The organism is Nocardia sp. NPDC050710 (genome assembly GCF_040654375.1).
Lineage (GTDB): Bacteria > Actinomycetota > Actinomycetes > Mycobacteriales > Mycobacteriaceae > Nocardia.
In genome coordinates this window covers 105,843-127,732 of the sequence record NZ_JBFAHV010000011.1, presented here as the reverse complement: position 1 = coordinate 127,732, position 21,890 = coordinate 105,843, and the positions used below count along the sequence as shown (strand labels likewise).

Annotated in this window: 26 protein-coding genes; 13 read left to right on the top strand and 13 right to left on the bottom strand. The window is 68.8% G+C overall.

Annotation, left to right across the window (positions count from 1 at the left end):
* Positions 1 to 13 precede the first annotated feature (13 nt).
* The gene (locus tag AB0H61_RS20585) at positions 14 to 628 is read left to right on the top strand and encodes a PadR family transcriptional regulator (RefSeq protein ID WP_357306798.1); all 615 of its coding nucleotides are present in this window, start codon (positions 14 to 16) and stop codon (positions 626 to 628) included.
* Between the two features lie 206 nt (positions 629 to 834).
* Here the strand turns inward: AB0H61_RS20585 and AB0H61_RS20580 are convergent, their stop codons facing one another.
* From AB0H61_RS20580 to AB0H61_RS20535, 10 genes are all read right to left on the bottom strand, one after another.
* Positions 835 to 1,560 carry an alpha/beta hydrolase gene (locus tag AB0H61_RS20580; protein WP_357306795.1) on the bottom strand — a complete coding sequence of 242 codons (726 nt, stop codon included), beginning with the start codon at positions 1,558 to 1,560 and terminating at the stop codon, positions 835 to 837.
* A complete protein-coding gene (gene amaP / locus AB0H61_RS20575; protein ID WP_357306792.1) occupies positions 1,461 to 2,051 on the bottom strand; it encodes an alkaline shock response membrane anchor protein AmaP in 591 nt (196 codons plus the stop codon). The genes AB0H61_RS20580 and amaP overlap by 100 nt, the downstream gene beginning before the upstream one ends.
* 46 nt (positions 2,052 to 2,097) lie before the next feature.
* Positions 2,098 to 2,628 carry a DUF6286 domain-containing protein gene (locus AB0H61_RS20570; protein WP_357306789.1) on the bottom strand — a complete coding sequence of 177 codons (531 nt, stop codon included), beginning with the start codon at positions 2,626 to 2,628 and terminating at the stop codon, positions 2,098 to 2,100.
* A complete protein-coding gene (locus AB0H61_RS20565; protein ID WP_357306787.1) occupies positions 2,625 to 2,948 on the bottom strand; it encodes an Asp23/Gls24 family envelope stress response protein in 324 nt (107 codons plus the stop codon). Before AB0H61_RS20565 ends, AB0H61_RS20570 begins: the two co-directional genes overlap by 4 nt.
* Entirely contained in the window at positions 2,945 to 3,130 is a 186-nt protein-coding gene (locus AB0H61_RS20560; RefSeq protein WP_357306784.1) for a hypothetical protein, read from the bottom strand. Before AB0H61_RS20560 ends, AB0H61_RS20565 begins: the two co-directional genes overlap by 4 nt.
* Positions 3,131 to 3,595, bottom strand: a complete 465-nt coding sequence (locus AB0H61_RS20555; RefSeq protein ID WP_357306782.1) for an Asp23/Gls24 family envelope stress response protein — start codon at positions 3,593 to 3,595, stop codon at positions 3,131 to 3,133. It abuts the gene before it with no gap.
* Between the two features lie 95 nt (positions 3,596 to 3,690).
* Positions 3,691 to 4,011 carry a hypothetical protein gene (locus AB0H61_RS20550; RefSeq protein ID WP_357306779.1) on the bottom strand — a complete coding sequence of 107 codons (321 nt, stop codon included), beginning with the start codon at positions 4,009 to 4,011 and terminating at the stop codon, positions 3,691 to 3,693.
* Positions 4,008 to 4,385, bottom strand: coding sequence for an Asp23/Gls24 family envelope stress response protein (locus AB0H61_RS20545; RefSeq protein ID WP_357306776.1), 378 nt, complete (start codon positions 4,383 to 4,385; stop codon positions 4,008 to 4,010). The genes AB0H61_RS20550 and AB0H61_RS20545 overlap by 4 nt, the downstream gene beginning before the upstream one ends.
* Entirely contained in the window at positions 4,382 to 4,978 is a 597-nt protein-coding gene (locus AB0H61_RS20540; RefSeq protein WP_357306773.1) for an Asp23/Gls24 family envelope stress response protein, read from the bottom strand. Before AB0H61_RS20540 ends, AB0H61_RS20545 begins: the two co-directional genes overlap by 4 nt.
* The gene (locus AB0H61_RS20535; protein WP_357306770.1) at positions 4,969 to 5,535 is read right to left on the bottom strand and encodes a sigma-70 family RNA polymerase sigma factor; all 567 of its coding nucleotides are present in this window, start codon (positions 5,533 to 5,535) and stop codon (positions 4,969 to 4,971) included. The genes AB0H61_RS20540 and AB0H61_RS20535 overlap by 10 nt, the downstream gene beginning before the upstream one ends.
* A 469-nt stretch (positions 5,536 to 6,004) precedes the next feature.
* Between AB0H61_RS20535 and AB0H61_RS20530 the strand changes: the two genes are divergently transcribed.
* The 4 genes from AB0H61_RS20530 (at position 6,005) to AB0H61_RS20515 (ending at position 10,758) form a co-directional block, all read left to right on the top strand.
* A complete protein-coding gene (locus AB0H61_RS20530; protein WP_357306767.1) occupies positions 6,005 to 6,193 on the top strand; it encodes a hypothetical protein in 189 nt (62 codons plus the stop codon).
* Positions 6,194 to 6,299: 106 nt separating this feature from the next.
* Positions 6,300 to 8,627, top strand: coding sequence for a galactose oxidase-like domain-containing protein (locus AB0H61_RS20525; protein ID WP_357306764.1), 2,328 nt, complete (start codon positions 6,300 to 6,302; stop codon positions 8,625 to 8,627).
* 79 nt (positions 8,628 to 8,706) lie between these two features.
* The gene (locus tag AB0H61_RS20520) at positions 8,707 to 9,723 is read left to right on the top strand and encodes an adenylate/guanylate cyclase domain-containing protein (protein ID WP_357306762.1); all 1,017 of its coding nucleotides are present in this window, start codon (positions 8,707 to 8,709) and stop codon (positions 9,721 to 9,723) included.
* A 270-nt stretch (positions 9,724 to 9,993) separates the two neighbouring features.
* Positions 9,994 to 10,758, top strand: a complete 765-nt coding sequence (locus tag AB0H61_RS20515) for an RNA pseudouridine synthase (protein WP_357306904.1) — start codon at positions 9,994 to 9,996, stop codon at positions 10,756 to 10,758.
* 15 nt (positions 10,759 to 10,773) lie between these two features.
* On the opposite strand, the gene AB0H61_RS20510 is transcribed toward AB0H61_RS20515, so the two are convergent.
* Positions 10,774 to 11,370 carry a TIGR03086 family metal-binding protein gene (locus AB0H61_RS20510; RefSeq protein ID WP_357306902.1) on the bottom strand — a complete coding sequence of 199 codons (597 nt, stop codon included), beginning with the start codon at positions 11,368 to 11,370 and terminating at the stop codon, positions 10,774 to 10,776.
* A 163-nt stretch (positions 11,371 to 11,533) separates the two neighbouring features.
* Here AB0H61_RS20510 and AB0H61_RS20505 point away from each other — a divergent pair, with 163 nt between their 5' ends.
* Both AB0H61_RS20505 and AB0H61_RS20500 read left to right on the top strand, forming a co-directional pair.
* Positions 11,534 to 11,974 (top strand): MarR family transcriptional regulator, encoded by a 441-nt coding sequence (locus tag AB0H61_RS20505; RefSeq protein WP_357306759.1) that lies wholly within the window; start codon positions 11,534 to 11,536, stop codon positions 11,972 to 11,974.
* Positions 11,975 to 12,137: 163 nt separating this feature from the next.
* Entirely contained in the window at positions 12,138 to 12,917 is a 780-nt protein-coding gene (locus tag AB0H61_RS20500; RefSeq protein WP_357306756.1) for a metallophosphoesterase, read from the top strand.
* Between the two features lie 34 nt (positions 12,918 to 12,951).
* On the opposite strand, the gene AB0H61_RS20495 is transcribed toward AB0H61_RS20500, so the two are convergent.
* A complete protein-coding gene (locus AB0H61_RS20495; protein ID WP_357306753.1) occupies positions 12,952 to 14,010 on the bottom strand; it encodes an AraC family transcriptional regulator in 1,059 nt (352 codons plus the stop codon).
* 81 nt (positions 14,011 to 14,091) lie between these two features.
* On the opposite strand from AB0H61_RS20495, the gene AB0H61_RS20490 reads away from it, so the two are divergent.
* The 6 genes from AB0H61_RS20490 to AB0H61_RS20465 all read left to right on the top strand — a co-directional run bounded on the left by AB0H61_RS20490 (position 14,092) and on the right by AB0H61_RS20465 (position 20,473).
* Positions 14,092 to 15,582: an NAD(P)/FAD-dependent oxidoreductase gene (locus AB0H61_RS20490; protein WP_357306750.1), complete on the top strand. Its 1,491-nt coding sequence runs from the start codon at positions 14,092 to 14,094 to the stop codon at positions 15,580 to 15,582.
* A gap of 55 nt (positions 15,583 to 15,637) precedes the next feature.
* Positions 15,638 to 17,776, top strand: a complete 2,139-nt coding sequence (locus AB0H61_RS20485) for an ATP-binding cassette domain-containing protein (protein WP_357306747.1) — start codon at positions 15,638 to 15,640, stop codon at positions 17,774 to 17,776.
* Positions 17,777 to 17,798: 22 nt separating this feature from the next.
* Positions 17,799 to 18,536 (top strand): energy-coupling factor transporter transmembrane protein EcfT, encoded by a 738-nt coding sequence (locus tag AB0H61_RS20480; protein ID WP_357306745.1) that lies wholly within the window; start codon positions 17,799 to 17,801, stop codon positions 18,534 to 18,536.
* A 116-nt stretch (positions 18,537 to 18,652) separates the two neighbouring features.
* The gene (locus tag AB0H61_RS20475) at positions 18,653 to 19,159 is read left to right on the top strand and encodes a YbaB/EbfC family nucleoid-associated protein (protein WP_357306743.1); all 507 of its coding nucleotides are present in this window, start codon (positions 18,653 to 18,655) and stop codon (positions 19,157 to 19,159) included.
* Positions 19,160 to 19,483 carry a WXG100 family type VII secretion target gene (locus AB0H61_RS20470; RefSeq protein ID WP_357306740.1) on the top strand — a complete coding sequence of 108 codons (324 nt, stop codon included), beginning with the start codon at positions 19,160 to 19,162 and terminating at the stop codon, positions 19,481 to 19,483.
* A gap of 339 nt (positions 19,484 to 19,822) precedes the next feature.
* Positions 19,823 to 20,473 carry an ammonium transporter gene (locus AB0H61_RS20465; RefSeq protein WP_357306738.1) on the top strand — a complete coding sequence of 217 codons (651 nt, stop codon included), beginning with the start codon at positions 19,823 to 19,825 and terminating at the stop codon, positions 20,471 to 20,473.
* A gap of 57 nt (positions 20,474 to 20,530) precedes the next feature.
* Here AB0H61_RS20465 and AB0H61_RS20460 read toward each other — a convergent pair whose 3' ends face one another.
* A complete protein-coding gene (locus AB0H61_RS20460) occupies positions 20,531 to 21,778 on the bottom strand; it encodes a lipase family protein (protein ID WP_357306735.1) in 1,248 nt (415 codons plus the stop codon).
* Positions 21,779 to 21,890 lie beyond the last annotated feature (112 nt).

Sequence of the window (21,890 nt, the reverse complement as noted above, 5' to 3'; positions counted from 1 at the left end):
TAGGATGGGATCCATGACCGCATCGGCGCAGTTCAAGCGCTCCCCCTTGGCGATGGCAGTGCTCGGCATCCTGCATCTGGAGCCGATGCACCCGTACGCCATCCAGCGGCGGATCAAGGAATGGGGCAAAGACAAGGTCGTCAACGTCGCCCAGCGCGCGGCGCTCTACAAAACCATCGGCCGGCTACAGGAAGCCGGACTGGTGACTGTGCGCGAGACCGCACGCGATCAGCAGTACCCCGAGCGCACCGTCTACGAGATCACCGAGGCGGGCCGGGCGGCCTGCGCCGGATGGATCGGCGCCATGATCGGCGATGCGCGCTACGAATACCCGGAGTTTCCCGCGGCGCTGTCATTTCTGATGCTGCTCGGCCCCGATGCCGCGCGAGCAGAACTGGAGCGGCGCGCACAAGCCCTGCGCGCCAGGCTCACCGAGATGGATGCCGACGCCGCCCAGGCCGCGATCATGAACCTGCCCCGGGTGGTGGTCCTGGAGGACGAATACCTGCGCGCCGTGACCGATGCCGAATTGCGCTGGGTCGATGGCGTCGTCGCCGACCTGACGGCGGGCGCACTGACCTGGTCACTGGAATCGCTGGTCCCCGATCGGGACTCCGAATCCACCTAGCGCTCGGGACCGCGCGGCCCGGCCGCCTTTACGGCCTGCGCACCGTAGCGGGCGGCTCGAGTTCAGCCCGCGGCCGCCACGCCTCGTCCGGCGACGAACGCTCCGATGAGTTCGGCCACCGCGTGGGGGCGCTCGATATTCGGCGAATGCCCGGTTCCCGCGACGATTTCCACGCGCGCACCGGCAGTCTCGTACCGGGCCACCGTCTACGCGCAGTCGTACATCCGGTCGCGGTCGCCGTGCAGCACCAGCGTCGGCTTGCCGAGCCTGCGCACCTGCGCGTCGAGCGGGTCGGTGGCGAGCCGGGACCGTCGCTCGGTGAGAACCACGCGATACATGGACGGACTCATCGCGTGGTGATCGCGGACCGGACGGTCCGGGTCATCGAAGGCATTGTCGACCGGGAAACCCGGTGCGAACCCGGTGCGCAAGCCGAGGCGGATCGCGGCGGCCGGCGCGAACCTGTGCAGTAGCGGGCCCAGCACCGGCAGCGTCATGACGACGCCGCCTTGCGGCAGGTTCGCATAGCTGTAATCGGGCGCTTGGCCGAGGATCGCGACAGCGCGGACCCGCTCGGAGCGCCCGCCGAGGGCGAGCGCCACATCTGCGCCGAAAGAGTGGCCGACCGCGGTGACCCCGGTGACGTCGAGCGATTCGAGCACGCCACCGAGGGCGCGGGCCTGGGATTCGGGGTCGAGCCCCACATCACCGCCGGTGCGGCCGTGCCCACGCAGGTCGACACGAACCACCCGGTGGGCGGCGGCGAGCAGTCGCGCGACCTCATCGAACCAGTGCCAGCCGACGCGGGCGCAGCCAGTCGATACAGGCGGAGTCAGTCGACGCGGGAGGTGCGGCGGCGGGAGGCACGCCGGTCCTCCTCGAAGCGGAGTTCGAGGGTAACCGGGATGACCGCGACCTCGAGCGCCTCGCACAGCCGGGGAACCGCGTGGTCGAGGATGCGGCGGCGCAGTTGGGCCACGTCGGCGGCCGGTTCGGCGGTCACGACCAGGTGTAGTTCGGGGGCGGTGCGAGCGCCGCCGAGCGAGGCGGAGGCGGATCGGACGCCCTCGTAGGTCTCGATATCGGTGGCGACAGGGGCGGCGGCGGTCGCGGATTCCAGAATGGTGGTACCCGCCCGCTGGGTGTCGCGGGTGTACCAGGTGACCGATTTCGGCATGCGGAACAACTGGGCCAGCATCCAGCGCAGGCACAGCAGGCCCAGGACGACGGCGACCGCGACAACCACCCAGAACACCCAGGTGGGTGGCGCGGCGGTGCCGGGGACCAGGGTCGCGTCGGTCGCGACCCAGCTGAGAAGACCGAAGTGGGCGGCGACCACCAGGCCACCCGCGGCGAACAGGAGTAGTCCGGTCAGGCCGATGAGGCTCCGGTTCAATGCGGCCGGGCGATTGATTCGGCTCATGCGGCCAACTCGCCGACGCCGAGGGGGAACACCAGCGGTTCGCGCATTACGTACCGTCCCTCTTTCCGCGGAGCCGAGCGCGCACCAGCCGCACGGGTGGGCCGATCTCCTGGACGCGGCGGGTCAGGGTGGCGCAGACTTCCTCGGCCACGCCGTCGGCCTTTCGGCCCATCGCCCGGCCGGAGACGGTAATCGTCTTGCGGTGCAATCGGATCCGAGCCGTGTCGACACCGTCCACGGAACCCGCCGTGCTGCGCAATGCGGCGCGCAACCCGCGGCGGCTGACCCCCGCTTTCAGCTCATCCGATGCCGCGAGCGGCAGCACCGCGGGGCGACCGGGCCACACCGCCACGGCGAGCAGGAGCACGCCGAGCGCCGCGAGGACCACGCCGACTATCAGCACGGGCAGGTCATCCCAGGCACGGCCGTGCAATTCGGTGGCGATCGTGTCGTAGGACAGATACTCGTGCGCGCCGACCAGACGCTGGACGAGCGACACCACCACCGCGACGCAGAGCGCGAACACCAGCACCGCCAGCACGGTGGCGGGCAGCACGCGGCGGGACCGGCGAATCACCGAACCCTCACTACGGCAACGGTTTCGGTGATCAGCGCGGCCACCTCGATATCGATGCCCGCTACCTCGAGGCCGGTGAGCTCCGTCGTCCGATCAATCAGATGGGCCCGGCACGCCTCGGCGATCCGATCGATCGGCTGCGGATACCGAATGGCGAATCGTACGTCCAGAGTTGTTCGGGCACCGTGGATGTCGGCCTGCACGGTCACCCCGGGCTCCACACCCGCGACCTCGCGCGCGGCCCGGGCGGCAATCCGCCGCACCGCCCGCCGGGACACCGTGGTGGAACCCGGCAGCTCCGCGGCGACGGCGGCGGTCATCGTGTACCCCGGCGCACCGACCGGATCACCCCGGCCACGTCCAGCTCGCCTTCGAGCCAGCGCCCGACCACCAACCCGACCAGGCCGAACAGAAATACGATGGTGAAGGCGCCGAAACCACCGAAGGCGGCGGCGAATCCGAGCGCCAATCCCACCACCAGACAGATCGCTGTGGCACTCATCTACTGCACCCGGCTGCGGGCGGATTCGTCCTCATCCTCGCCCGGGATGAAGACGTCGTTGACATTGATATTGACCTCGACCACGGTCAGTCCGGTCATCTGCTCGATCGCATTGATCACATTGCGGCGCACCGCGCGCGCCAATTCGGCGATGGCCACACCGTATTCGACGACGATCTCCAGATCGACGGCCGTCTGCGTCTCGCCGACCTCGACCGTAACACCCTGTCCGACACTGGCGGAGGCGCCGGGGATGCGGTCCCGGATCGCGCCGAAGGCACGGGTGGCGCCGCCGCCGAGATCGTGGACGCCGCGCACCTCGCGGGCGGCCAGGCCCGCGACCTTCTGCACCACGATATCGGCGATGCTCGTGGTTCCCAGCTCGCTGGCCAGGGCGCTTTCCCGCTTGGCCGGGGCGCTCGGCTCCTGCCCGGCGGTGGCCTTCTCAGTCGTCGTCGTGCTCATGGTTCCTCCTGATTCGGCATTCGGATACAGCGGATATAGGGCTCTTTCCGGAATGACACCGGCGGTGTCCGATCGTCACGGCCGGCGCCTCGTGACTAGGTGGCGTCCTCCTCGGTGTCGAAGGCGGCGGCGTCCAGTTCCGTCACCACCAGACGCAGGCGCGCTCCTGACCATTCGGTGCCGACGAGCGCGGCACGCACGGCCGCGGTGGCCTTATCCAGTAGCGGTGGTAGCGGCAGCACGCCCGCGATCACCCGCACGTCGATCCGCCCCGGCGCGAGATCCACCGCCGCACCACGGGCGTCCCACGGCCACCACTGCGGTACGTCGGCGCCGAGCGGAGTGGCCGGACGCAGCCCCGCAATCGTCTCCAGCGCATCGATGATCGCCTCGATGGTGTCCGCGGTCGAGGTCACGACGGCTCCGGTTGGATATCGAGGATGGTCACCGATACCTCGGCCACGACCACCCCGGTCTGCTCCGACACCACCCGCGAAACCTCCCGTTGCACCGCGTGTCCGACCGCCGCGGCCTGACGCTCGGTCGACAGCACCACATCCACCTGCACGTGCAGCGCGCCGTCATCGGCGCGCCGCACCCGCACACCTTCGGCGGGCGCCGGATCCGCGCTGGTCCAACGTTGCTTGCCGGCCCGCACCAGCGTCGAGACCAGTCCGCGCACGCCGGGTTCCAGCCGCACCACGCCGGGCGTCGCCAGCACCGCGCGCGCGGCCACCGCGGCGATGACCGGGGTTTCGATCACCACCTGCGAGGCCGCTGCGCCGGTCATTGCCGGGCATCCCCCTCGTCGTAGACATCGCCCACCATCAGATCCAGCCGATCCAGCACCAGGCCGATGCGCACGGTCAGCGCCGCGGTGACCCGCTCGCGCACGACCGGCAGCACGGCGTCGATCGTGGTCTGCCCGAACCGGATCGCAATCGACATATCCACCTCGACATGGTGTTCACCGTCCGGACCGGATCCGGCGCTGCGCACCCGGCAGCGCCGGGCCCGCACCCCCGGCACCGTGTCGACGGCATGGCGCAGCACCGCGGCGACGGCCTGCTCGCTCACCTCGACCGCACCCGGCGCCGGGGTCCGGAGTTCCAGGGTGCGGCCGCGGCGCGACTCGGCGCGGACCGCCGACATGATGCGACCGACCAGGTCGGGTGGCGTGTCCTGCGGCTCGTTGATCAGTTCCCCGGTCGCCGAACGCAGCGCGAGCAGGCTCTCCCTGGCGGCCGCACAGTGCGAGCAGCCGATCTCGTGCTCATCGCCGAGACCCGCCGCGACCGCGTCGAGCCGATCCCAGACCTGTTCGAGTTCGCGGCCGCAGGGCAACCGATATTCCTGTTCCGCTGTCGTGCTGTTCACCGCCATGGCTTCATCACCTCGGACAATTGGGCTCGCGCCCGGGCAATGCGGCCCCGCACCGCGGTGGTGTTCGCACCCACGATGTCTCCGATCTCCTCATAGGACAATCCGTCCAGTTCCCGCAGCAGCCAGCACGCCCGCTGTTCGGGGGTCAATGTGCCGAGCGCCGCGTTCAGCGCGGTCAACTGGCTGCTCACCTGCACGGCGCGCTCGGGCTGGGCGTCGGAACGTGGCGACGCGGTGTCGTCCGGGTCCACGTCGACGAGCGGGCGGCGGGACCGGATCACGTTCAAACACCGATTCACGGTCATGCGGTAGAGCCAGCCGACGAAGGCGGCGTCCGCCTCGAGCTGCGGCAGCCGCCGCCACGCGTCCAGGAAGACCTCCTGTACGGCGTCCTCGGCGTCGGCCCGGTCACCGAGCATTTTGATTGCGAGACGGAACATGCGTGTCTGATAGCGCAGTACCAAATGCTCATAGGCCCGCACATCACCGTCACGTGCCCGGCTGACCAGAGTCGCATCGTCGGGCGCGGTGTCGGGCACCGCTTCGATCGTGGTCACAGCACCTCCTCCACCGCTCACCCCGGTAGGCACCGGGGACGGGGAATCGTCACGATCATTATTGCGTGACAGTTGTCTCAGTGGTTGCTGCGTGAGTAATCCGGGTGCAGCCGTGTCTCTACGAACGTGCGCATCCGACCCGGGTGCGCCGCAGCGAAGCGGAGGTTTCGATATCTCTGAGCGACGAGAGCACCCGGCACGGCCGACGAAGCCGCGGGTGCGGCCACCGGCGATGACGGACTGTGCCCCTAGGGTCGCGCCGACCGGATCGGGTCCGCCGTCGAGCGCTCGGTCCGCGATGTCATGGACGGCGATAGCCGTCGGCAAGGTCGGGAAGGTTTCGATAAGCAAGCGAAATACCTTGGTGTGCAGGTGTATTCATCGCCAACACGCCATGCCGCAAGCGCCGGGACCTGTTATCACGGTTTCATAACGACACGATCGGGGTAGTCAGCGAGGTATGAGAGTGATGGATAAGCGACCAACCCGGATTGCCGGTGTCGAAGTGGGGACCGCAGTCCTGGCCACGACGACCGGCCTCTGCTTCACGATTGCCGTAGCCGTACTCACCCAATCCACCGGCATCACGCTCCTGGCGGGCTCGAGCATGCTGGCCGGGCTGGCACTCGCGCTGGCGATCCTGCCCAGCAAGGGATAACCGCGCGATCGCCACGGCGTCGGCCACCGACGCGGCGGCGCGGAAGTCGACACACAACCGTTTCGAATGGCGCGCGCGATCATCGACGCGGGGCGAGTATGTATGTGTGGCAAATGAATTCGTGCCGGTGCCGGATTGGTTCGCATGGCAGAACCAGGACTGCGGTATCGCGATCGGGGATATCGACGGCGATGGCACACCGGATGTCGTAGTGCTCATGGTCGACGATCCGGAGGGGCAGAACACCGGCGTGTATCGCGTCGGCACCGCGTTCGCCGCCGACGGGACGGTACGGGCCTGGGGGCCGTGGCTGACGGTGCCGGAATGGTTCGGTTGGGACAATCAGGGCGCGGGTATCGCCCTCGCGGATCTGAGCGGCACCGGCCGCCTCGACCTGGTGGTTTTCGTGGTCGACAATCCGCCGGGACAAAATCAGGGCTACTACCGGATCGGGCGCGACCTGGCCGCGGACGGCACCGTGACCGGCGGCTGGACACCATGGCTCGCGGTGCCCGACTGGTACGGGTGGGAGAACCAGGGCGCCGATATCTGCCTGACCCGGATCGACGGACAACAGACACTCGTGGTGCTGACGGTCGACAATCCCCCCGGCCCCAACACCGGACAGTTCCGGCTGGCCAAGGGCCTGACCGCGGACGGCACGGTGGCCGAGTGGACGCCGTGGGTGGCGGTGCCCGACTGGTACGGATGGCAGAACCAGGGCGCGGGAATCACGGCGGCCGATCTGGACGGCGACGGCCGACCCGAACTGCTGGTCTTCACGGTGGACAATCCCGACGGCACGAACGAGGGCGTGTACACCATCGGGTGGGGACTCGACGGCTCCGGGCACGCCGTCGACGGCTGGAGCGGCTGGACGCGGCTGCCCTGGAAATTCACCGAAAACCAGGGCGCGGCAACGACTCTGCTGACCACCGGGGCGACGCCCGAACTCGTGGTGTGCACGATCGACGCTCCCGATGGGCCCAATACCGGCCTCCTGCGGGTGCTCGACCTGGAGACCGACCTCCAGCATGCCGCGCACCTCGGCGTCTGGCGCATCCTCGATTTCGACACCGAGATCAACCCGGTGCACGCGGCCCTGCTGCATACCGGCGACGTGCTGTTCTTCGCGGGCTCCGGCAACGACCCGGACCGGCACGACGCGCACGAATTCCGCACTCGCGTCTGGCATTACCCGAATCCGGGTCTGGCCGCACCGGACACCCCGATCGATATGTTCTGCGTCGGCCAGGCCTTCCTGCCGGACGGGCGGCTGCTCGCCGCGGGCGGCACCGAACGCTACGACCCCTTCTACGGCCTGCCCGACGCGTTGATCTTCGACCCGGCGACACTGACCTGGAATGCGGTGCCGGATATGGCCTTCGGCCGCTGGTATCCCTCGCTGGTCACGCTGCCCGACGGCAATGTCGTCGCGGTCTCCGGTCTCGGCGCGGACAACTTCCTTTCGGTGGTACCGGAACTGTTCGACACCGCCACCGAGACCTGGTCTCCGCTGCCCGAGCCCGGCCCGATCCCCATGTACGGCCATCTGGTGCTGCTCGCCGACGGCAGGCTCTTCTACACCGGCGGCCAATACGGCGCGAACAACGGTATGCGCCCCTCGATCTGGGATCCCGCGACCGGCGCCACGGTGGAGGTGCCCGGACTCTCCGATCCCGGCTCCCGCAATCAGTCCGCCAGCGTGCTGCTGCCGCCCGCGCAGCGGCAGCAGGTGCTGATCCTGGGCGGGGGAGGCTTCGATATGCACAGTCCCGCACCGGCATTGGCGGATGCGCGGATCGTCGACTTCGGCGCGCCCACACCCCGATACGAACCGTCGCCGCCGATGGATCACGCCCGCATGCACCTGAGCGCCGTCCTGCTGCCGGACCGGACGGTACTGGCCACCGGAGGCTCCGGTATGGAGGAGATGGCGCACGCCGCCCCGGCGCACGCCGAGATCTTCGATCCGGCCACCGGCGACTGGATGCACACCGCGCCGTCCCGGATCCCCCGGCTGTACCACTCCATCGCGCTGCTCACCCCCGACGGCAAGGTCGTCACCGCGGGCTCCAACCCGGCCCGCAAGACCGAGGAGCTGCGCATCGAAATCTATTGGCCGCCCTACCTGTTCCGCGGCGACCGGCCCGCGCTCGAGCTGGCCACCGCTACCGCGAACTACGGCGGCACCGTCACCGCGACGGTCTCCGGTACCGTCCGCGAGGCGAGCCTGATCCGGCCGGGCGCCTGCACCCATTCCTGCGACAACGAGCAACGCCTTGTCGACCTCGAGTACACCCGCACCGCACCCGATGCGCTGTCCATCGCATTCCCGACGAATCCCGCCTTGGCCCCGCCGGGGTGGTACCAGGTGTTCGTGGTGAGCGACGACGGCATCCCGTCGATCGGACAGTGGCTACATCTCAGCTGACGAGCCACCTCTTGTGACGTGATCCAACCGCCCGCATATGGCCGCCGCGCGCGCCGACCGGAGCCGTAAGGTACGAACCATGGTGACGACCGAGATCTCCGAGCTCGTCCAGTCCGTCGTCGAGGCGTATCTGCTCGACGGTGAGCGCAGATACACCCGTGCCGAGGTGGCCGAACGGTCCGGCGTATCGCCGGAGGTATCGCGCAGGCTGTGGTCGGCCCTCGGCTTCCCGGCCAATCCCGACGACGCCGTCGACTACACCGATGCCGACGTGTCCGCGGTCCGCAATTTCCGCGGACTCAATGTGGTCGCGGCCTCCAGCCTGCGCCAGCAGGCCGCCGCCGCCCGGAACCTCGGTCAGGGCATGGCCCGGCTCACCGAATGGCAGTCGGATCTGGTGCTCGCCGAGATCGCCAGCCGGATCGAGGCGGCGACCGCGGACGGCACGGTCACCGACCCGGCCGAGATCGCCGAGATCGCCAGGGCCGCCACCGAGGAGACCATCTCGGTGCTCGAGGAGTTGCAGACCTATGCCTGGCGCAGGCATCTGGCCGAGGCGCTGGCCCGCTCGATCGACGGCGGCAGCACCGCCGAGGATTCCACCCGGGAATTGGCGGTCGGCTTCGCCGATATGGTCGGGTACACCCGGCTGACCAGGCACCTGCACCCGGACGAACTGTCCATGCTGCTGGAGGCCTTCGAATCGACGACGACGGCCGCGATCACCGAGAACGGCGGCTGGGTCATCAAGAATGTCGGCGACGAGGTCATGTTCGCCGCGGAGACCGCCGCCGAGGCCGCACGCATCGCGCTGGCCATCCAGGAATCCACCATGATGGTCGGCGGCACCCCCGAGCTGCGGGTCGCCCTCGCCTACGGTCCGGTGCTGCAACGCTTCGGTGATCTCTACGGCTCGGTGGTGAATATGGCTTCCCGGCTCACCGGCGTGGCCCGGCCGGGCACCATCATGATCGATGACGGTGCCGCGGCCGCGCTGCAAGGGAATCCGGAGTTCGATATCCGGAACCTGCGCAGCGTCCGGGTCCGCGGCTTCAACCGCCTGCGCCCCCACGTACTGCGCCCCCGGGAACACTGATTACGCGGGCTTCTTCCGCGGCATGATGCTCGGCTTGGGTCGCCCGCCCGCGGCCCCGGAGGTTCGCGTACCCGACTCCTGCGGCTTCGTCGGCTGCGCCGCCCCGCCCCGCTTCTCCCCCGCTTCGGTTCCACTACTGATCACTGCTGTCTCCTACTCGCCGCCGAGACCAGGTCTCGGGAATTCGGAAAAGCGGGCTCGGCTCAGAATAGGTCCGCGACGACCGGGACCGAGGTATTTCAGGGCCGCACTAGTCTCGTCCCGGTGGAGATGAACTGGCCGCAGCTACGCGAGCGCTACTTGGTCGCCGCCGATGACGCGGTGCTGGCGTTGAATAAACCCGCGGGCCTCTCGGTTACCGGGGAGCGACACGACACCGACATCGTCGAACTCGCCGCGGCCGCAGGCCAGACGCTGTACCCGGTGCACCGGATCGACAAGGTGACCTCCGGGCTGGTGCTGCTTGCCACCGATCTCGGCGCGCACGGCGAGCTGACCCGCCAGTTCAACAAGCAGACCGCGCGCAAGGCGTACCTGGCGGTCGTCGACGACGCCGACCTGCCCGACCACGGCGTCATCGACCTGCCGCTGAGCGTGGGCCGCAAGAATCGGGTCCGGATCGCGGCGCCCCGCGAGGCCATCCGCGAATCCGGATCCGGCCGCTGGTATGTCGACCAGGACAATCTGCTCGACACCAAGAACTATCCGTCGATCACCCATTTCGCGACGGTGGCGCGCACCGAGGATCGGGCCGTGCTCGCGCTGCGCCCGATCACCGGTCGCCGCCATCAGATCCGGGTCCATCTGGCCTGGATCGGGCACCCGATCGTGGGCGATCCGCTCTTCGACAGATCCGGCTCGCATCCGCGGACCCATCTGCACTCATGGCGGCTCGGGCTGACCGCCTCCTGGCGCACCCCGCCGGAACTCGAGCTGTCGGCGTCACCGGGAACGGACTTCTGGGAACCGTTGGGCGACAGCGCATCCGATCCCGCCGAACTCCTGGACCGCGCGGCGCGGTTGCTCGGCGACTGACAGACCCGGGCCCGTTCAGTGCGGCCAACTCGGCGCGCGGCCGAGCATCGCGACGATCTCGTCGAGCGCGTGATCACCCGACCACGACACGGCCGGGGCGAACGCGGCGCCGGGAACCAGGCGCGCACCACCGCCGGGGACCGCCTCCGCCACCGGTAGCGCGGCATCGAGCACCGCGTCGGCGAACCGCACCGGAAGTCCCAGAGTCTGTGCGACATCCCAGGAATGCACCACGTAGTCGATGAAGTGGAAGCTGACGGCCTGCGCCCCCGAGAACAGGTGGCTCGCACTGAATTCCGGCAGCGGGAACTTCCGCGCCAGTACGCCGGGTTCCGCGAACGCTTCGAGGACATAGTCGGCGGCGGCACGGTAGTCGGCGGCCGGGTCGTCGCCGAGGCGGCGCGGCTTCCATTGGTTCGGGTCGCCGATGCCGCGCGAGGCCGCGGCGAATCCGTAATGCTGCGCGATCATATGGGTGAGCAGGCCGTGCAGCGTCCAATCGGCGCACGGGGTCGGCCTGCTCAGATCCGCGACGGTGACCTGCGCGACCAGGTCGATGCTGGTGCGAACCGCCGTCGCGTGGTGGGCGAGCAGGTCGGATTCATGGGCCAGGGTGTCAGGGGTTTCCCATTCCCTCGCCACGGCCGGTGTGGTCGATTCGGTCGCCATCGGTGGTCCTCTCGATCCGGCGGGCGCGCCCGCACGTGCGACAATTAATAAGCTAATGCATATCGTATGTACACGCCTACGATATGCCAACCGCTATTTTCGAGACATGTCCGAAGCTCCCCGCCCCGACCTCGCCGCAATGCTGGTACCACTCGGCCGCGTCCTGATGGCCGCGGAGCTACCGGTGCTCGAGCGGCACGAGCTGACCATGTGGGGTTACGCGGTACTACTCGGACTGGAGAGCGAACCCGTCTACACCCAGGCCGCACTGGCCAAGGCCGTCGGCGCGGATAAGACCCGCATCATCGGCGTACTCGACGAACTACAACAGCGCGGACTGATTCGCCGGGAACCCGACCCCGCGGACCGCCGGGTCAATCTGATCTCGCTCACCGCCGCGGGCCGCACCACCCGCGACCGGGCGCAGCGCGATATTCAGAAACAAGAGGAAACCGTCCTGGCCGCACTGTCCGCCGCGGACCGCAAGGCATTCCTGCGCGCATTGCAGACGCTCTACACGAACGCCACAGCCGAACGGCGGGTTTGATCACAATGTGAGAGCCGTCACTGATCATCCGGACATATCGTCGCGGTGGCGAGCCTCATGGAGACGCTCAATGCCCAGGTCAATTAGCCTGAGAAGGTGCCTAGAACGCGATGCGGGCACACTCTGACGCAATGGAGCGATCCCACAGAGAAAGCGAACGCCGATGATCCTGGTGGCCCAGGTCAGCGATACACACTTCGATCTAGGCGCCCGCAACGCCGAACGCGTCGAGCGGGTGATGAGCTTTCTCGCCGGACTGCGCCGCCGCCCCGACGCGATTCTGGTGACCGGCGATATCACCGATTCCGGTAAGGCCGAGCAGTACACCCAAGCGCGCGCCGCGCTGCGGACCGACATCCCCGTCTACGCCATCCCCGGCAATCACGACGACCGCGCCCACTTCCGGACCACCCTGCTCGGCGAACCCGCCTCGGACACCCCGATCAACCACGCCCACCGGGTCGGCGAACTGACCGTCGCCCTCCTCGATTCGAGCGTCCCCGGCGAAGCGGGTGGCCTGCTGACCGACGAAACCTACGACTGGCTACACGGCGTGCTGGCGACCGCGCCCGCCGACGGGCCGGTATTGCTCGCGCTGCACCATCCGCCCCAACATCTGTTCAGCCCGGTCGTCGACGTCATCGCGCTGGCCGAATCGGGTCGACTGGCCGCACTGGTCGCGAACGACGAACGCATCGTCGGCGTACTCACCGGCCACGCGCATTCCGCGGTCGCGACGACATTCGCGGGCCGACCGCTGCGGGTGGCGCCGAGTACCGCATCGGTCCTCGGCGGCGAGTGGGAGCTCGAACTGCCCGACCGCGTGATGGACTACGCGCCGGATCCGGCCATCGCATTGCATGTGATCGACGAGAATCGTGGCCTGACAACGCATTTCCGGTCGGTGCCGATGGGCGGCTGGATCGGCGTCCAGCCGAACTGACCGCGCCCGGCGGATATTGCCCGAGCAATCCGGATCATCTGCGCGGCACCCGTTCTCGCCGATAAGCCGCGGGCGTCGCACCGGTCCAGCGCTTGAACGCGTAGATGAAGGTGGAGGATTCCGCGTACCCCAGCCGGATCGCCACATCGCTCACCGAAAGCGGTGTGGTGGTGAGCATCTCCTCGGCCAGTGCGCGACGTACCTCGTCCAGCAGGGCACGGTAGCTGGTGCCCGCGGCATCCAGGTGCCTGCGCAGGGTTCTGGTGCTCAGATTCAGATTCCGTGCGACGGTATCGATTCCGGGCGGTGCGGTGAAACCGTCGGTCCCGCCCGGCACCAGCAATTTGCGCACATCCGCCGCGATCCCCGTGCGGGCGCGCCTGCGATCCACCAGATCCCGGCACTGGGCCAGGCACATCGCCCAGGTGTGCGCATTCGCCTGCGGCAGCGGCTGTTCCAGCACCGCGGGGTCGATGGTGAACAGATTGCGCGGCCTGCCGAAGCGTGGCCGCACCACCGTGACCTCGGCGATCCGATCGGCGTAGGCGGGTTCGTCGAAGATGAATTCGGCGCGCGCGAGCGGTAGATGCCTGCCGAGCAGATCGCTCATCACCTGGTGCATCGCGGTCACATCGCGCTCGACCAGGAACTGACGCACATCCGCGGGCACCGACTCGTCGTGCACCCACGCGATGAACTCGCCCGCCGTCCACTCCACGACCGGGAGACAGAAGGTGAAGCTCAGGTCGAGGAAGCGCAGCGCGAAGGTGATCGCCTCGCCCAGCGTCGGGCTGCTCACGCAGGCGAAGCCGAAGATGCCGAAGGTGGTGATGCGGTAGCGGCGGCCGATCTCGACCCCGAGCGCGGGGCGGTCGGCCAGTTCCCGGACCAGGTTGCGGATCACCGCGAGTTCGGTGTGCGCGTCGACCTGCGCATCGGGATCGGCCAGCGTCGCCTCGGCCAACCCGGACCCGGCGAGCATCCGCGCGGCGGGCACGCCGTGTTCGGCCGCGTAGTCGACCATCAGCGCCACGCTGGCGATTCCGCGCGGAAAGTTCCAGTCGCGGATTCCGGGATCCACCACCCGCCTCATCCGGCCATTATGGCCGAAATTCTCGATCAGACTGTGGGACGGCCCCTAGAGTGGAATCAGAGACTCTGTGAGGAGCATCACATGACAGCAGTCCCGGGGCCCTCGGCCCCGACCGGCACCGGACCCTCGGTCCTCATCATCGGCGCGGGCTTCGGCGGCATCGGCGTCGCGATCGAACTGCGACGCAACGGCTTCCGCGACCTCACCATTCTGGAGCAGGCCGCCGACCTCGGCGGGGTATGGCGCGAGAACACCTACCCCGGCGCCGCCTGCGACGTGCCATCGCCGCTGTACTCCTACTCGTACGAACCGAAACCGGATTGGCCGCAGCGCTACTCGGGGCAGGCCGCCATCCACGACTATCTGACCGGGGTCGCGCGCAGACATCACCTGCTCGATGCGGTGCACTTCGGCGCCGAGGTGACCGACGCCGAATTCGACGAGCACACCGGACGCTGGAGCGTGCATACCGCGGACGGCGCCACCCGGACCGCGGACGTGCTGATCCCCGCGGTCGGGCAGCTCTCGCGCCCGGCGCTACCGGCCATCCCCGGCATCGACACCTTCGCCGGACCCGCCTTCCACTCCGCCGAGTGGAACCACCACATCGACCTGACCGGCAAGCGGGTCGCCTGCATCGGCACCGGAGCCAGCGCCATCCAGTACATCCCGGAGATCCAGCCGACGGTCGCCCATCTGATCCTGTTCCAGCGCACCCCCGCCTGGGTGATCCCCAAATTCGACACCGACTACTCGCCCATCCAGCACAAACTGTTCGCGCGGGTGCCGGGCGCACTGGCGATGGAACGCTTCGGATGGTGGTCGATCGCCGAATTCGTCTCGCTCGGTCTGGTGGAGTTCCCGGCCATCGCGCGCATGGTGAGCCGGATCGCCGAGCGGCATCTGCGCAAACAGGTCGAGGACCCCGACCTGCGGGCCAAGCTCACCCCGGACTACCCCATCGGCTGCAAGCGCGGGCTGTTCTCCAACGACTACTACCCGGCGCTGACCCAGCCGAACGTCCGGGTCGAGACCTCGGCGATCACCGAGATCACCGCCGACGGCGTGCGCACCGCCGACGGCACGCTGCACGAAGCGGATGTGATCATCTACGGCACCGGTTTCAAGGGCACCGAATTCCTCTGGCCCATGCACATTTTCGGGCGCGGCGGACGCAAGCTGGCCGACGCCTGGCAGGACGGCGCGCACGCCTACTACGGCATCACGGTCCCGGAGTTCCCGAATATGTTCATGGTCTACGGGCCAAATACCAACCTCGGCGTCGGCTCCATCATCTACATGATCGAATCGCAGTCCCGCTATATCGGCCAGGCCGTGCGATTACTCGCCGAACGCCCCGGCCACTTCCTCGAGGTGCGGTCCGAACCGGAACAGGAATTCAATACCGCTCTACAGCAGCGTCTGGCCCGTACCCCGTGGAACTTCTGCACCAGCTGGTACCGCACCGCCTCGGGCCGCATCACGAACAACTGGCCCGGCACGGTGAGCAGCTACCGGCGTCGCACCCGGCGGCTGAACCCCGACCACTATCGCCTGACGCCCGCGGCCTGACCATCGGCGATCGGTCATCACGACAGGCCATCGCCGCCGCTGGCAGACTTGACCCGTGAGTGAACTGCCCATCGCCGCGAGACCGACCGGCATCGACGAGCGCGGACCGCTGCGCCCGATCGAGCTGGCCACCGGCGCGGTACTCGGCGGAGTGACGGTCGGCCTGATCACGGTCGGCTCGGTGATTCCGTTCGCCGCGGCGCTGCAACTGGTGGCGGCCGTGCCGATGGGCATGCTCGCGCATCGCTACCGGGTGCGCGCGCTGGTCACCGCGGCCGTCGCGGCCACCATGGTCACCTTCGTCGCGGCGGGCATCATGCCCGCGCTCGGCGTGGTCGGCTCGGCCACCATCGGCGGCATCATCGGCGGGGTGAAGCGCCGCGGCGGCGGGCTGTTCGCGGTGCTCGGGTGGTCGATGCTGGCCGGATTGCTCTGGGGCGGATTCTCGGTCGGTTCACTGCTGCTGTTCTCCCGGACCCGGGATCTGTTCTTCGACGCCGTGCGCAGCACCGCGGGCGGCATACAGAAACTCGCTGCGCGCCAAGAACAGCTGGAACCGCTCGGACGGGCCGCCGCCGAACTCACCGATTCGGCACTGCGCTGGTGGTGGGTCTGGGTCGGCGGCGGCGTCGCGGCGGGTGTGGTGGTGAGCGCGCTGGTCTCCTGGTGGGTGCTCGGTTCGGTGCTGGACCGGCTGGCCTGGCTGCCCAATCGGGACCGGCTGGACGCACCCGCGGACGACCGGCCGATCGAACCGCTGCCGGTGACGCTGCGGGCGGCTGGATTCCGCTATCCCGGTGCCGACACCGAGGCGTTGCGCGAGATCGACCTGACCGTTCGGGTCGGCGAATTCGTGGCCATCGTCGGCCATAACGGCTCCGGGAAATCGACACTGACCAGGCTGCTCGCCGGGCTACCGCCTACCTCGGGCGCGGTGCTGCGCCCCGGCTCGGCCGGGCTAGGCCAGCTCGGCGGCACTGCGCTGGTATTGCAGCGCCCGGAGAGCCAGACCCTCGGCGTACTGGTCGCGGACGACGTGGTGTGGGGTCTGACCGCCGAATCGGCCGAACAGGTCGATGTCGAGGCGCTGCTCGGCGAGGTCGGGCTCGCGGGCATGGGCGACCGGGAGACCGCCACCCTGTCCGGCGGCCAGCAGCAGCGGCTCGCGGTGGCCGCCGCCCTGGCGCGCAGGCCGGCTCTGCTCATCGCCGACGAGGCCACCTCGATGATCGACCCGGACGGTCGCCGCGAACTGGTCGCCCTGCTCGCCGACCTGCCCGGTCGCCACCCGATGGCGGTGGTGCTGGTGACCCATCACGAGGCCGACGCCGCGGCCGCCGATCGGGTCGTCCACCTCGCGGCCGGACGTGCGGTGGATCGGCTGCCCGCCTGGCCACGGCCGGTGCGTGACGCCAGGCGCCGCCCGATGGGTCCGACCATTCTCGAGCTGCGCGAGGTGCGGCACACCTACAACCACGGAACCCCATGGGAAGCACCGGCCTTGCACGGGGTCGATCTCACGGTCCGGCGCGGCGAGGCTCTGCTGGTGGTGGGCGGCAATGGATCGGGGAAGTCGACGCTGGCCTGGATCATCGCCGGGCTGATCAAACCGAGTTCCGGGCGCTGCGAGCTCGCGGGCAAACCGGTCACCAGGCAGATCGGCCGGGTCGAGCTGGCCTTCCAGCATTCCCGGCTGCAATTGCAGAAACAGACCGTTGGCGAGGAGATCGCGGACTGGGGTGGCCGGGCCCACGGGTCCGGCGCGGTCGGCCGGGCGCTCGACGCCGTCGGACTGGATCGCGTGCTGGCCGCGCGTTCGATCGAAGAGCTCAGCGGCGGACAGGCGAAACGGGTGGTGCTCGCGGCCATCGTCGCCAGCCATCCACAGGTGGTGGTGCTCGACGAGCCCCTGGCCGGGCTGGACCCCGAGGGTCGTGCCGATGTTGTGGAACTGCTTGCGCGACTGCGCGATTCCGGGCTCACCCTGATCGTCATCTCACACGATGTGGCGGATATGGCCGCGGTCTGCGACCGCACCGTCCACCTGGAATCCGGGCGGATCCCGGAGAGTCAGCCGGTTCCCGATATCGCGCGGGCCGCCGATAGCCGGGCACACCACCCCGATTCGCGGCCCGCGCCGATGCCCCGCCCCGGCGATACCGCATGGCGATTCGACAATGGAGGTCACCGATGAGCGAACCCGGCGAGGTGGGGTCATGAGTACGGTGCTGCTGCGTCAGGTCCCGGTCTCCAGTCCGGTGCACAACCTCTGGGCCGGTACCAAGATGATCGGCGCGTTCCTCATCAGCGTGCTGGTGATGTTCTGGCCGTCCTGGACGGCGCTGGGCGCCATTGCGGCGTTCCTGGTGCTCGTCGGCGCGCTGGCCCGGCTCCCGCTCGGCACCCTCCCGCGACTGCCGTGGTGGTTCTGGGCGACACTCGCCGCGGGCGCGGTGCTCAATCTGCCGATGGGTGGTGCGGCGGTGCTGCGCTACGCGCAGGTGGTGCTGTTCGGCCTGGTCCTGGTGGCGGCCTCATTGCTGATCGCATGGACCACCCCGATGGGCGATATCGCCCCGGCCCTGGCGAAATTGGGCGCACCGCTGCGCAGGCTGAAGGTGCCCGTGGACGAATGGGCCGTTGTCGTCGCGCTGACCCTGCGCGGGCTGCCGCTGCTGCTCGAGGAGATCCGGGTGTTGCGCGCCGCGCGCAAACTGCGCCCCAAGAACCCCCTGATCGATCGGGCCGCGGACAGCCCCCTCATCGACATCCTCACCGCGGCAATGGCCGTGGCCACCCGGCGCGCGACCGAACTCGGCGAGGCCATCACGGCGCGCGGCGGCACCGGTAGGCTCACCGCCCACCCCAGTTCACCGACCTGGCGCGACGCGTTCGCGATCGGCCTGGTGGCGCTGGTCTGCCTCGGCTCGGTCGCGCTGGATCTGCTGATCTGACACCGCCCGAGATGACCGCGCCGCGGTGCGGGCGTCAGACTGGGGTGGAACCGACGCACGGCGTGCTGCGTCGAAACCTATGACGCAAGCGAATTCGGAGAAGCAGGGGCGTGCCGATGGCCGACAGTGAACGCGAGGCACAGCTGGCGCAGAACGCCGCGCTGCGCGGGGAGATCGACGAACTGCTCGCGGTATTCGAGCAGCAGCGGCGCGAACTGGCCGACGCGCAGGCCAGGCTGGCGAGCGCGACGGTCACCGCGTGGTCCTCGGACAGCCTGATCCGGGTCACCAGCAATAGCGCGGGCGTGCCCACCGAGGTGCATGTGGAGCCGGAGGCGTTCAAGCGCTCCACACCGGAGAAGCTCGGCCGCTCCATCACCGAGGCGACCCAGGCCGCGGCCCGGCTGGCCAGCGCGGAGGCTCAGCGCGCCTTCGGCTCGGTCGAACAGCTCGGCCTCGATATTCCGGACCTGCCCGACCTGGTTCCCGGCGCACCGAGCATCAAGGATCTGATGCACTCGATGTTCCCGGAACCCGCCGCCGCGCAACCCGATCCGGTGCCGCTGGACGAGGAGTCCGAGGACGAGTACTACCGCAACCGCACATATTTGGATGGTCGATAGATGAGCACGTTGAAGGTCGACCCGGACGCCCTGCGCGCTACCAAGCCGGGGATCACCGATGTCGCGCAGAAGGTGATCGACGTGGTCAAGAATGTGCAGTCCGTGGTCGAAGCCGAAGGCGAGTGCTGGGGCGGCGACGAGATCGGCCAGAACTTCGCCAAGGACTACACGCCGGGGGCCGAGGAGGGCCTACAGAGCATCGAGAGCCTCAGCAAGGCGGTGGACGCGCTCGGCGGCGGTGTGGACTCGATCGCGAGCGCGTTCCAGGATCAGGACGATCTCAACGCCAAGGCTCTGAAGAAGGTCGAGAACGCCGTCCAGTAGCACCGGATTCCGCACGCGGCGTGGCTGATACGGAGTTGTCCGGGCCGGAGGTATCGGTGCCGATGGCAGGCCGCGGGCATGGCCGTCCGGTGAGATTCCGGCTCCGGTACCGGAATTCGATCGCGGTGGCCCGGTGACGCGGGTGCATACGTTGGATCGGCCCCGGAGTGTTGCCCATCGTTTTGGGGTCTAAACATACTCGGGCGCGGTAAATTGTCTTTCGGCGTAACTGTTCTCTGGATCACATCGCAGCTCCACAGGACGTCGGGGGGGAAGTATTTCCGGCCGTTGGCGCGTTCAGTGGGCTTGACAACCTGATGAAGATTGGAAGACCGGGAAATGATGCTTCGCAAAATCACCGCGGCCGCAGTGCCGCTCGTCGCCGCCATCGCGGTCGGTGCGGGCACCTCCGCCGCACAGCCGGCCGCCGCACCGGTACCCGATATCGGGTACGAGACCCACCTGGTGGGCGACACCATCGTCACCACGCTCACCGACGGGACATTCGAGATCACCGGCGACTCGGTGACGGTCAAGGATGCGGCGGGCAACGCGGTGGGCACACTGCCGCTGTCGTTCCGCCAGGACGGGCTGGAATTCCCGCTGCCGCATGCCGTTCGAGATGAAGGCACCGTGCTCGAACTGACCGCGGTCAAGGACTACGGCCAGGCCCGGCCGGTGCCGGTGACGCCGATCGCCTCGCCCGTGGAGAATATGCGCGCACAGAACAACTTCCTGTCCCAGTTCGGCATCGCCACGGCCATCGGCACCTTCCTCGGCACCATCGTCGGCGCGGGTATCGGACTGATCGGATTTCTGGCGGGCGGCGTCGGAATCGGCACGGTGGTCACCGGCGCCGCCATCGGTGGCATCATCGGCACCATCCTGGTCGGTGGGCCCACGCTGATCGTCGCGGGCATCGAGATGATCCAGACCCTGACAGCGCCTCCGGGCAGCTCGAAGTGGGTGGATTCCCCGCGCACCAACTAGCGCCCCGGCCACGGCGCGTACCGATTCCGGGAATCGGTACGCGCCGTCGTCGTTTCGCTATCGAGTGTGGCAACCAGGGGCGACCGGTTGCCCGGCGAATCGATCCGAGAGGAAGTCGAACGCGCCGGACACCTCGCCGATCGCGGCCGGATTGTGGCCCGGCAACGCCGAGTACCGGAAGGAGAGGTCGGCCCCGAGCGCGCAGTAGCGATCGACCAAACCGGTGAAGCCCGCCACGGGAATCACATCGTCGGTGGTGCTGTGGTACAGGTACATCGGGTCCAGCGGAGCGCTCGCACCGAGCTCCTGCGCATCGGTCGCGGCCCGGAATACCGGATGCGATAGCAGATCCGGCACCGCCGCGAAATCGTCCACGCGGACGCCACCGTACTTCAGCACCAGATCCTCGCCGCAGGCATCGGCATCGGTCACCAGCATGGCGCGGCCACGGTCGTTGAGCAGCTCCACGATCCCGGCCGACGGATCATTGCGGGCGATAGCGTGCACGATGAGCACCGCGAGCCCGGCCTGGATGGTGCCCTGTACGCCGCGCGCGACGGCGGTCCAATCCGCGGGCACACCCCCGGCGCTGAGCCCCGCGAACCGGACGTCGGGTGCGTACTCCGGTTGCAGCTCAGCCGCCCACAGGGTGGCGAACGCACCACCCGAATACCCGTAGGCGCCAAGAGGGCTCGCCGGGCCGACAGCACCCTGGCCGAAGGCGCGCGCGGCGCGAATGCCGTCGAGCACCCCGCGCCCGGAGTTCACGCCGTCCAGGAATCGGGAATCCGGACCCTCGTAATCGCTGGTCACCACCGCCCAGCCGCGCAGCAGTGCGGCGGCCATGAACGGGGAATCGATGAGGGTGTTCACCCCGCCCTGCCAGCCACCGCGCAGCGCGAAGGACGGCGCGCAGCGGACCCCCAGGCTGTCCTCCGCGACCTGATACGACAGCAGCGGGCGCGGACCCGGCCCGAGCCAGGGCAGATTCGGCACCATGACCGTGGCCATACCCGCGACGGGGCGGTCGGCCGAGTCATTGGTCCGGTACTGCACCTGCCATGCCGAAACCGGAAGCGACAGGCCGAACAACGCGATCGGCCGGGATGCGAGCACCGCGCCGTCGGGATGGTCGGCCAGATCAGCGGGCGCCGCGTAGAACGGATCCGCGTCGGGTGGCGGCACCCCGGCCGCGGCCCCGGGCTGCGCCGCGATCAACGCGGACAGCAGAATCAGTACCGCGCCCCGGGCGATGGACGTAGCCCATCGGCGCGCCGCGCCGCGAAATCCCCCTGTTCTCGGCATTATCGGCAATTCGCGACTGTGGCACATCGCGGCCTCCACCGTTTCACCAGGCACCGACCTCTGCGTCGAGGTCACTCGACGGTACTGCTGCTCCGGACAACCGGCAACGGGC

What these genes read in the sequence shown, in the direction of transcription:
- AB0H61_RS20585 (WP_357306798.1), top strand. Translation starts at nt 14, where the DNA reads ATGACCGCATCGGCGCAGTTCAAGCGCTCCCCCTTGGCGATGGCAGTG.
- amaP (WP_357306792.1), bottom strand. Translation starts at nt 2,051, where the DNA reads ATGAGCCGAATCAATCGCCCGGCCGCATTGAACCGGAGCCTCATCGGC.
- AB0H61_RS20565 (WP_357306787.1), bottom strand. Translation starts at nt 2,948, where the DNA reads ATGACCGCCGCCGTCGCCGCGGAGCTGCCGGGTTCCACCACGGTGTCC.
- AB0H61_RS20560 (WP_357306784.1), bottom strand. Translation starts at nt 3,130, where the DNA reads ATGAGTGCCACAGCGATCTGTCTGGTGGTGGGATTGGCGCTCGGATTC.
- AB0H61_RS20555 (WP_357306782.1), bottom strand. Translation starts at nt 3,595, where the DNA reads ATGAGCACGACGACGACTGAGAAGGCCACCGCCGGGCAGGAGCCGAGC.
- AB0H61_RS20545 (WP_357306776.1), bottom strand. Translation starts at nt 4,385, where the DNA reads ATGACCGGCGCAGCGGCCTCGCAGGTGGTGATCGAAACCCCGGTCATC.
- AB0H61_RS20540 (WP_357306773.1), bottom strand. Translation starts at nt 4,978, where the DNA reads ATGGCGGTGAACAGCACGACAGCGGAACAGGAATATCGGTTGCCCTGC.
- AB0H61_RS20530 (WP_357306767.1), top strand. Translation starts at nt 6,005, where the DNA reads ATGGATAAGCGACCAACCCGGATTGCCGGTGTCGAAGTGGGGACCGCA.
- AB0H61_RS20520 (WP_357306762.1), top strand. Translation starts at nt 8,707, where the DNA reads ATGGTGACGACCGAGATCTCCGAGCTCGTCCAGTCCGTCGTCGAGGCG.
- AB0H61_RS20515 (WP_357306904.1), top strand. Translation starts at nt 9,994, where the DNA reads ATGAACTGGCCGCAGCTACGCGAGCGCTACTTGGTCGCCGCCGATGAC.
- AB0H61_RS20505 (WP_357306759.1), top strand. Translation starts at nt 11,534, where the DNA reads ATGTCCGAAGCTCCCCGCCCCGACCTCGCCGCAATGCTGGTACCACTC.
- AB0H61_RS20500 (WP_357306756.1), top strand. Translation starts at nt 12,138, where the DNA reads ATGATCCTGGTGGCCCAGGTCAGCGATACACACTTCGATCTAGGCGCC.
- AB0H61_RS20495 (WP_357306753.1), bottom strand. Translation starts at nt 14,010, where the DNA reads ATGAGGCGGGTGGTGGATCCCGGAATCCGCGACTGGAACTTTCCGCGC.
- AB0H61_RS20490 (WP_357306750.1), top strand. Translation starts at nt 14,092, where the DNA reads ATGACAGCAGTCCCGGGGCCCTCGGCCCCGACCGGCACCGGACCCTCG.
- AB0H61_RS20480 (WP_357306745.1), top strand. Translation starts at nt 17,799, where the DNA reads ATGAGTACGGTGCTGCTGCGTCAGGTCCCGGTCTCCAGTCCGGTGCAC.
- AB0H61_RS20475 (WP_357306743.1), top strand. Translation starts at nt 18,653, where the DNA reads ATGGCCGACAGTGAACGCGAGGCACAGCTGGCGCAGAACGCCGCGCTG.
- AB0H61_RS20470 (WP_357306740.1), top strand. Translation starts at nt 19,160, where the DNA reads ATGAGCACGTTGAAGGTCGACCCGGACGCCCTGCGCGCTACCAAGCCG.
- AB0H61_RS20465 (WP_357306738.1), top strand. Translation starts at nt 19,823, where the DNA reads ATGATGCTTCGCAAAATCACCGCGGCCGCAGTGCCGCTCGTCGCCGCC.
- AB0H61_RS20460 (WP_357306735.1), bottom strand. Translation starts at nt 21,778, where the DNA reads ATGCCGAGAACAGGGGGATTTCGCGGCGCGGCGCGCCGATGGGCTACG.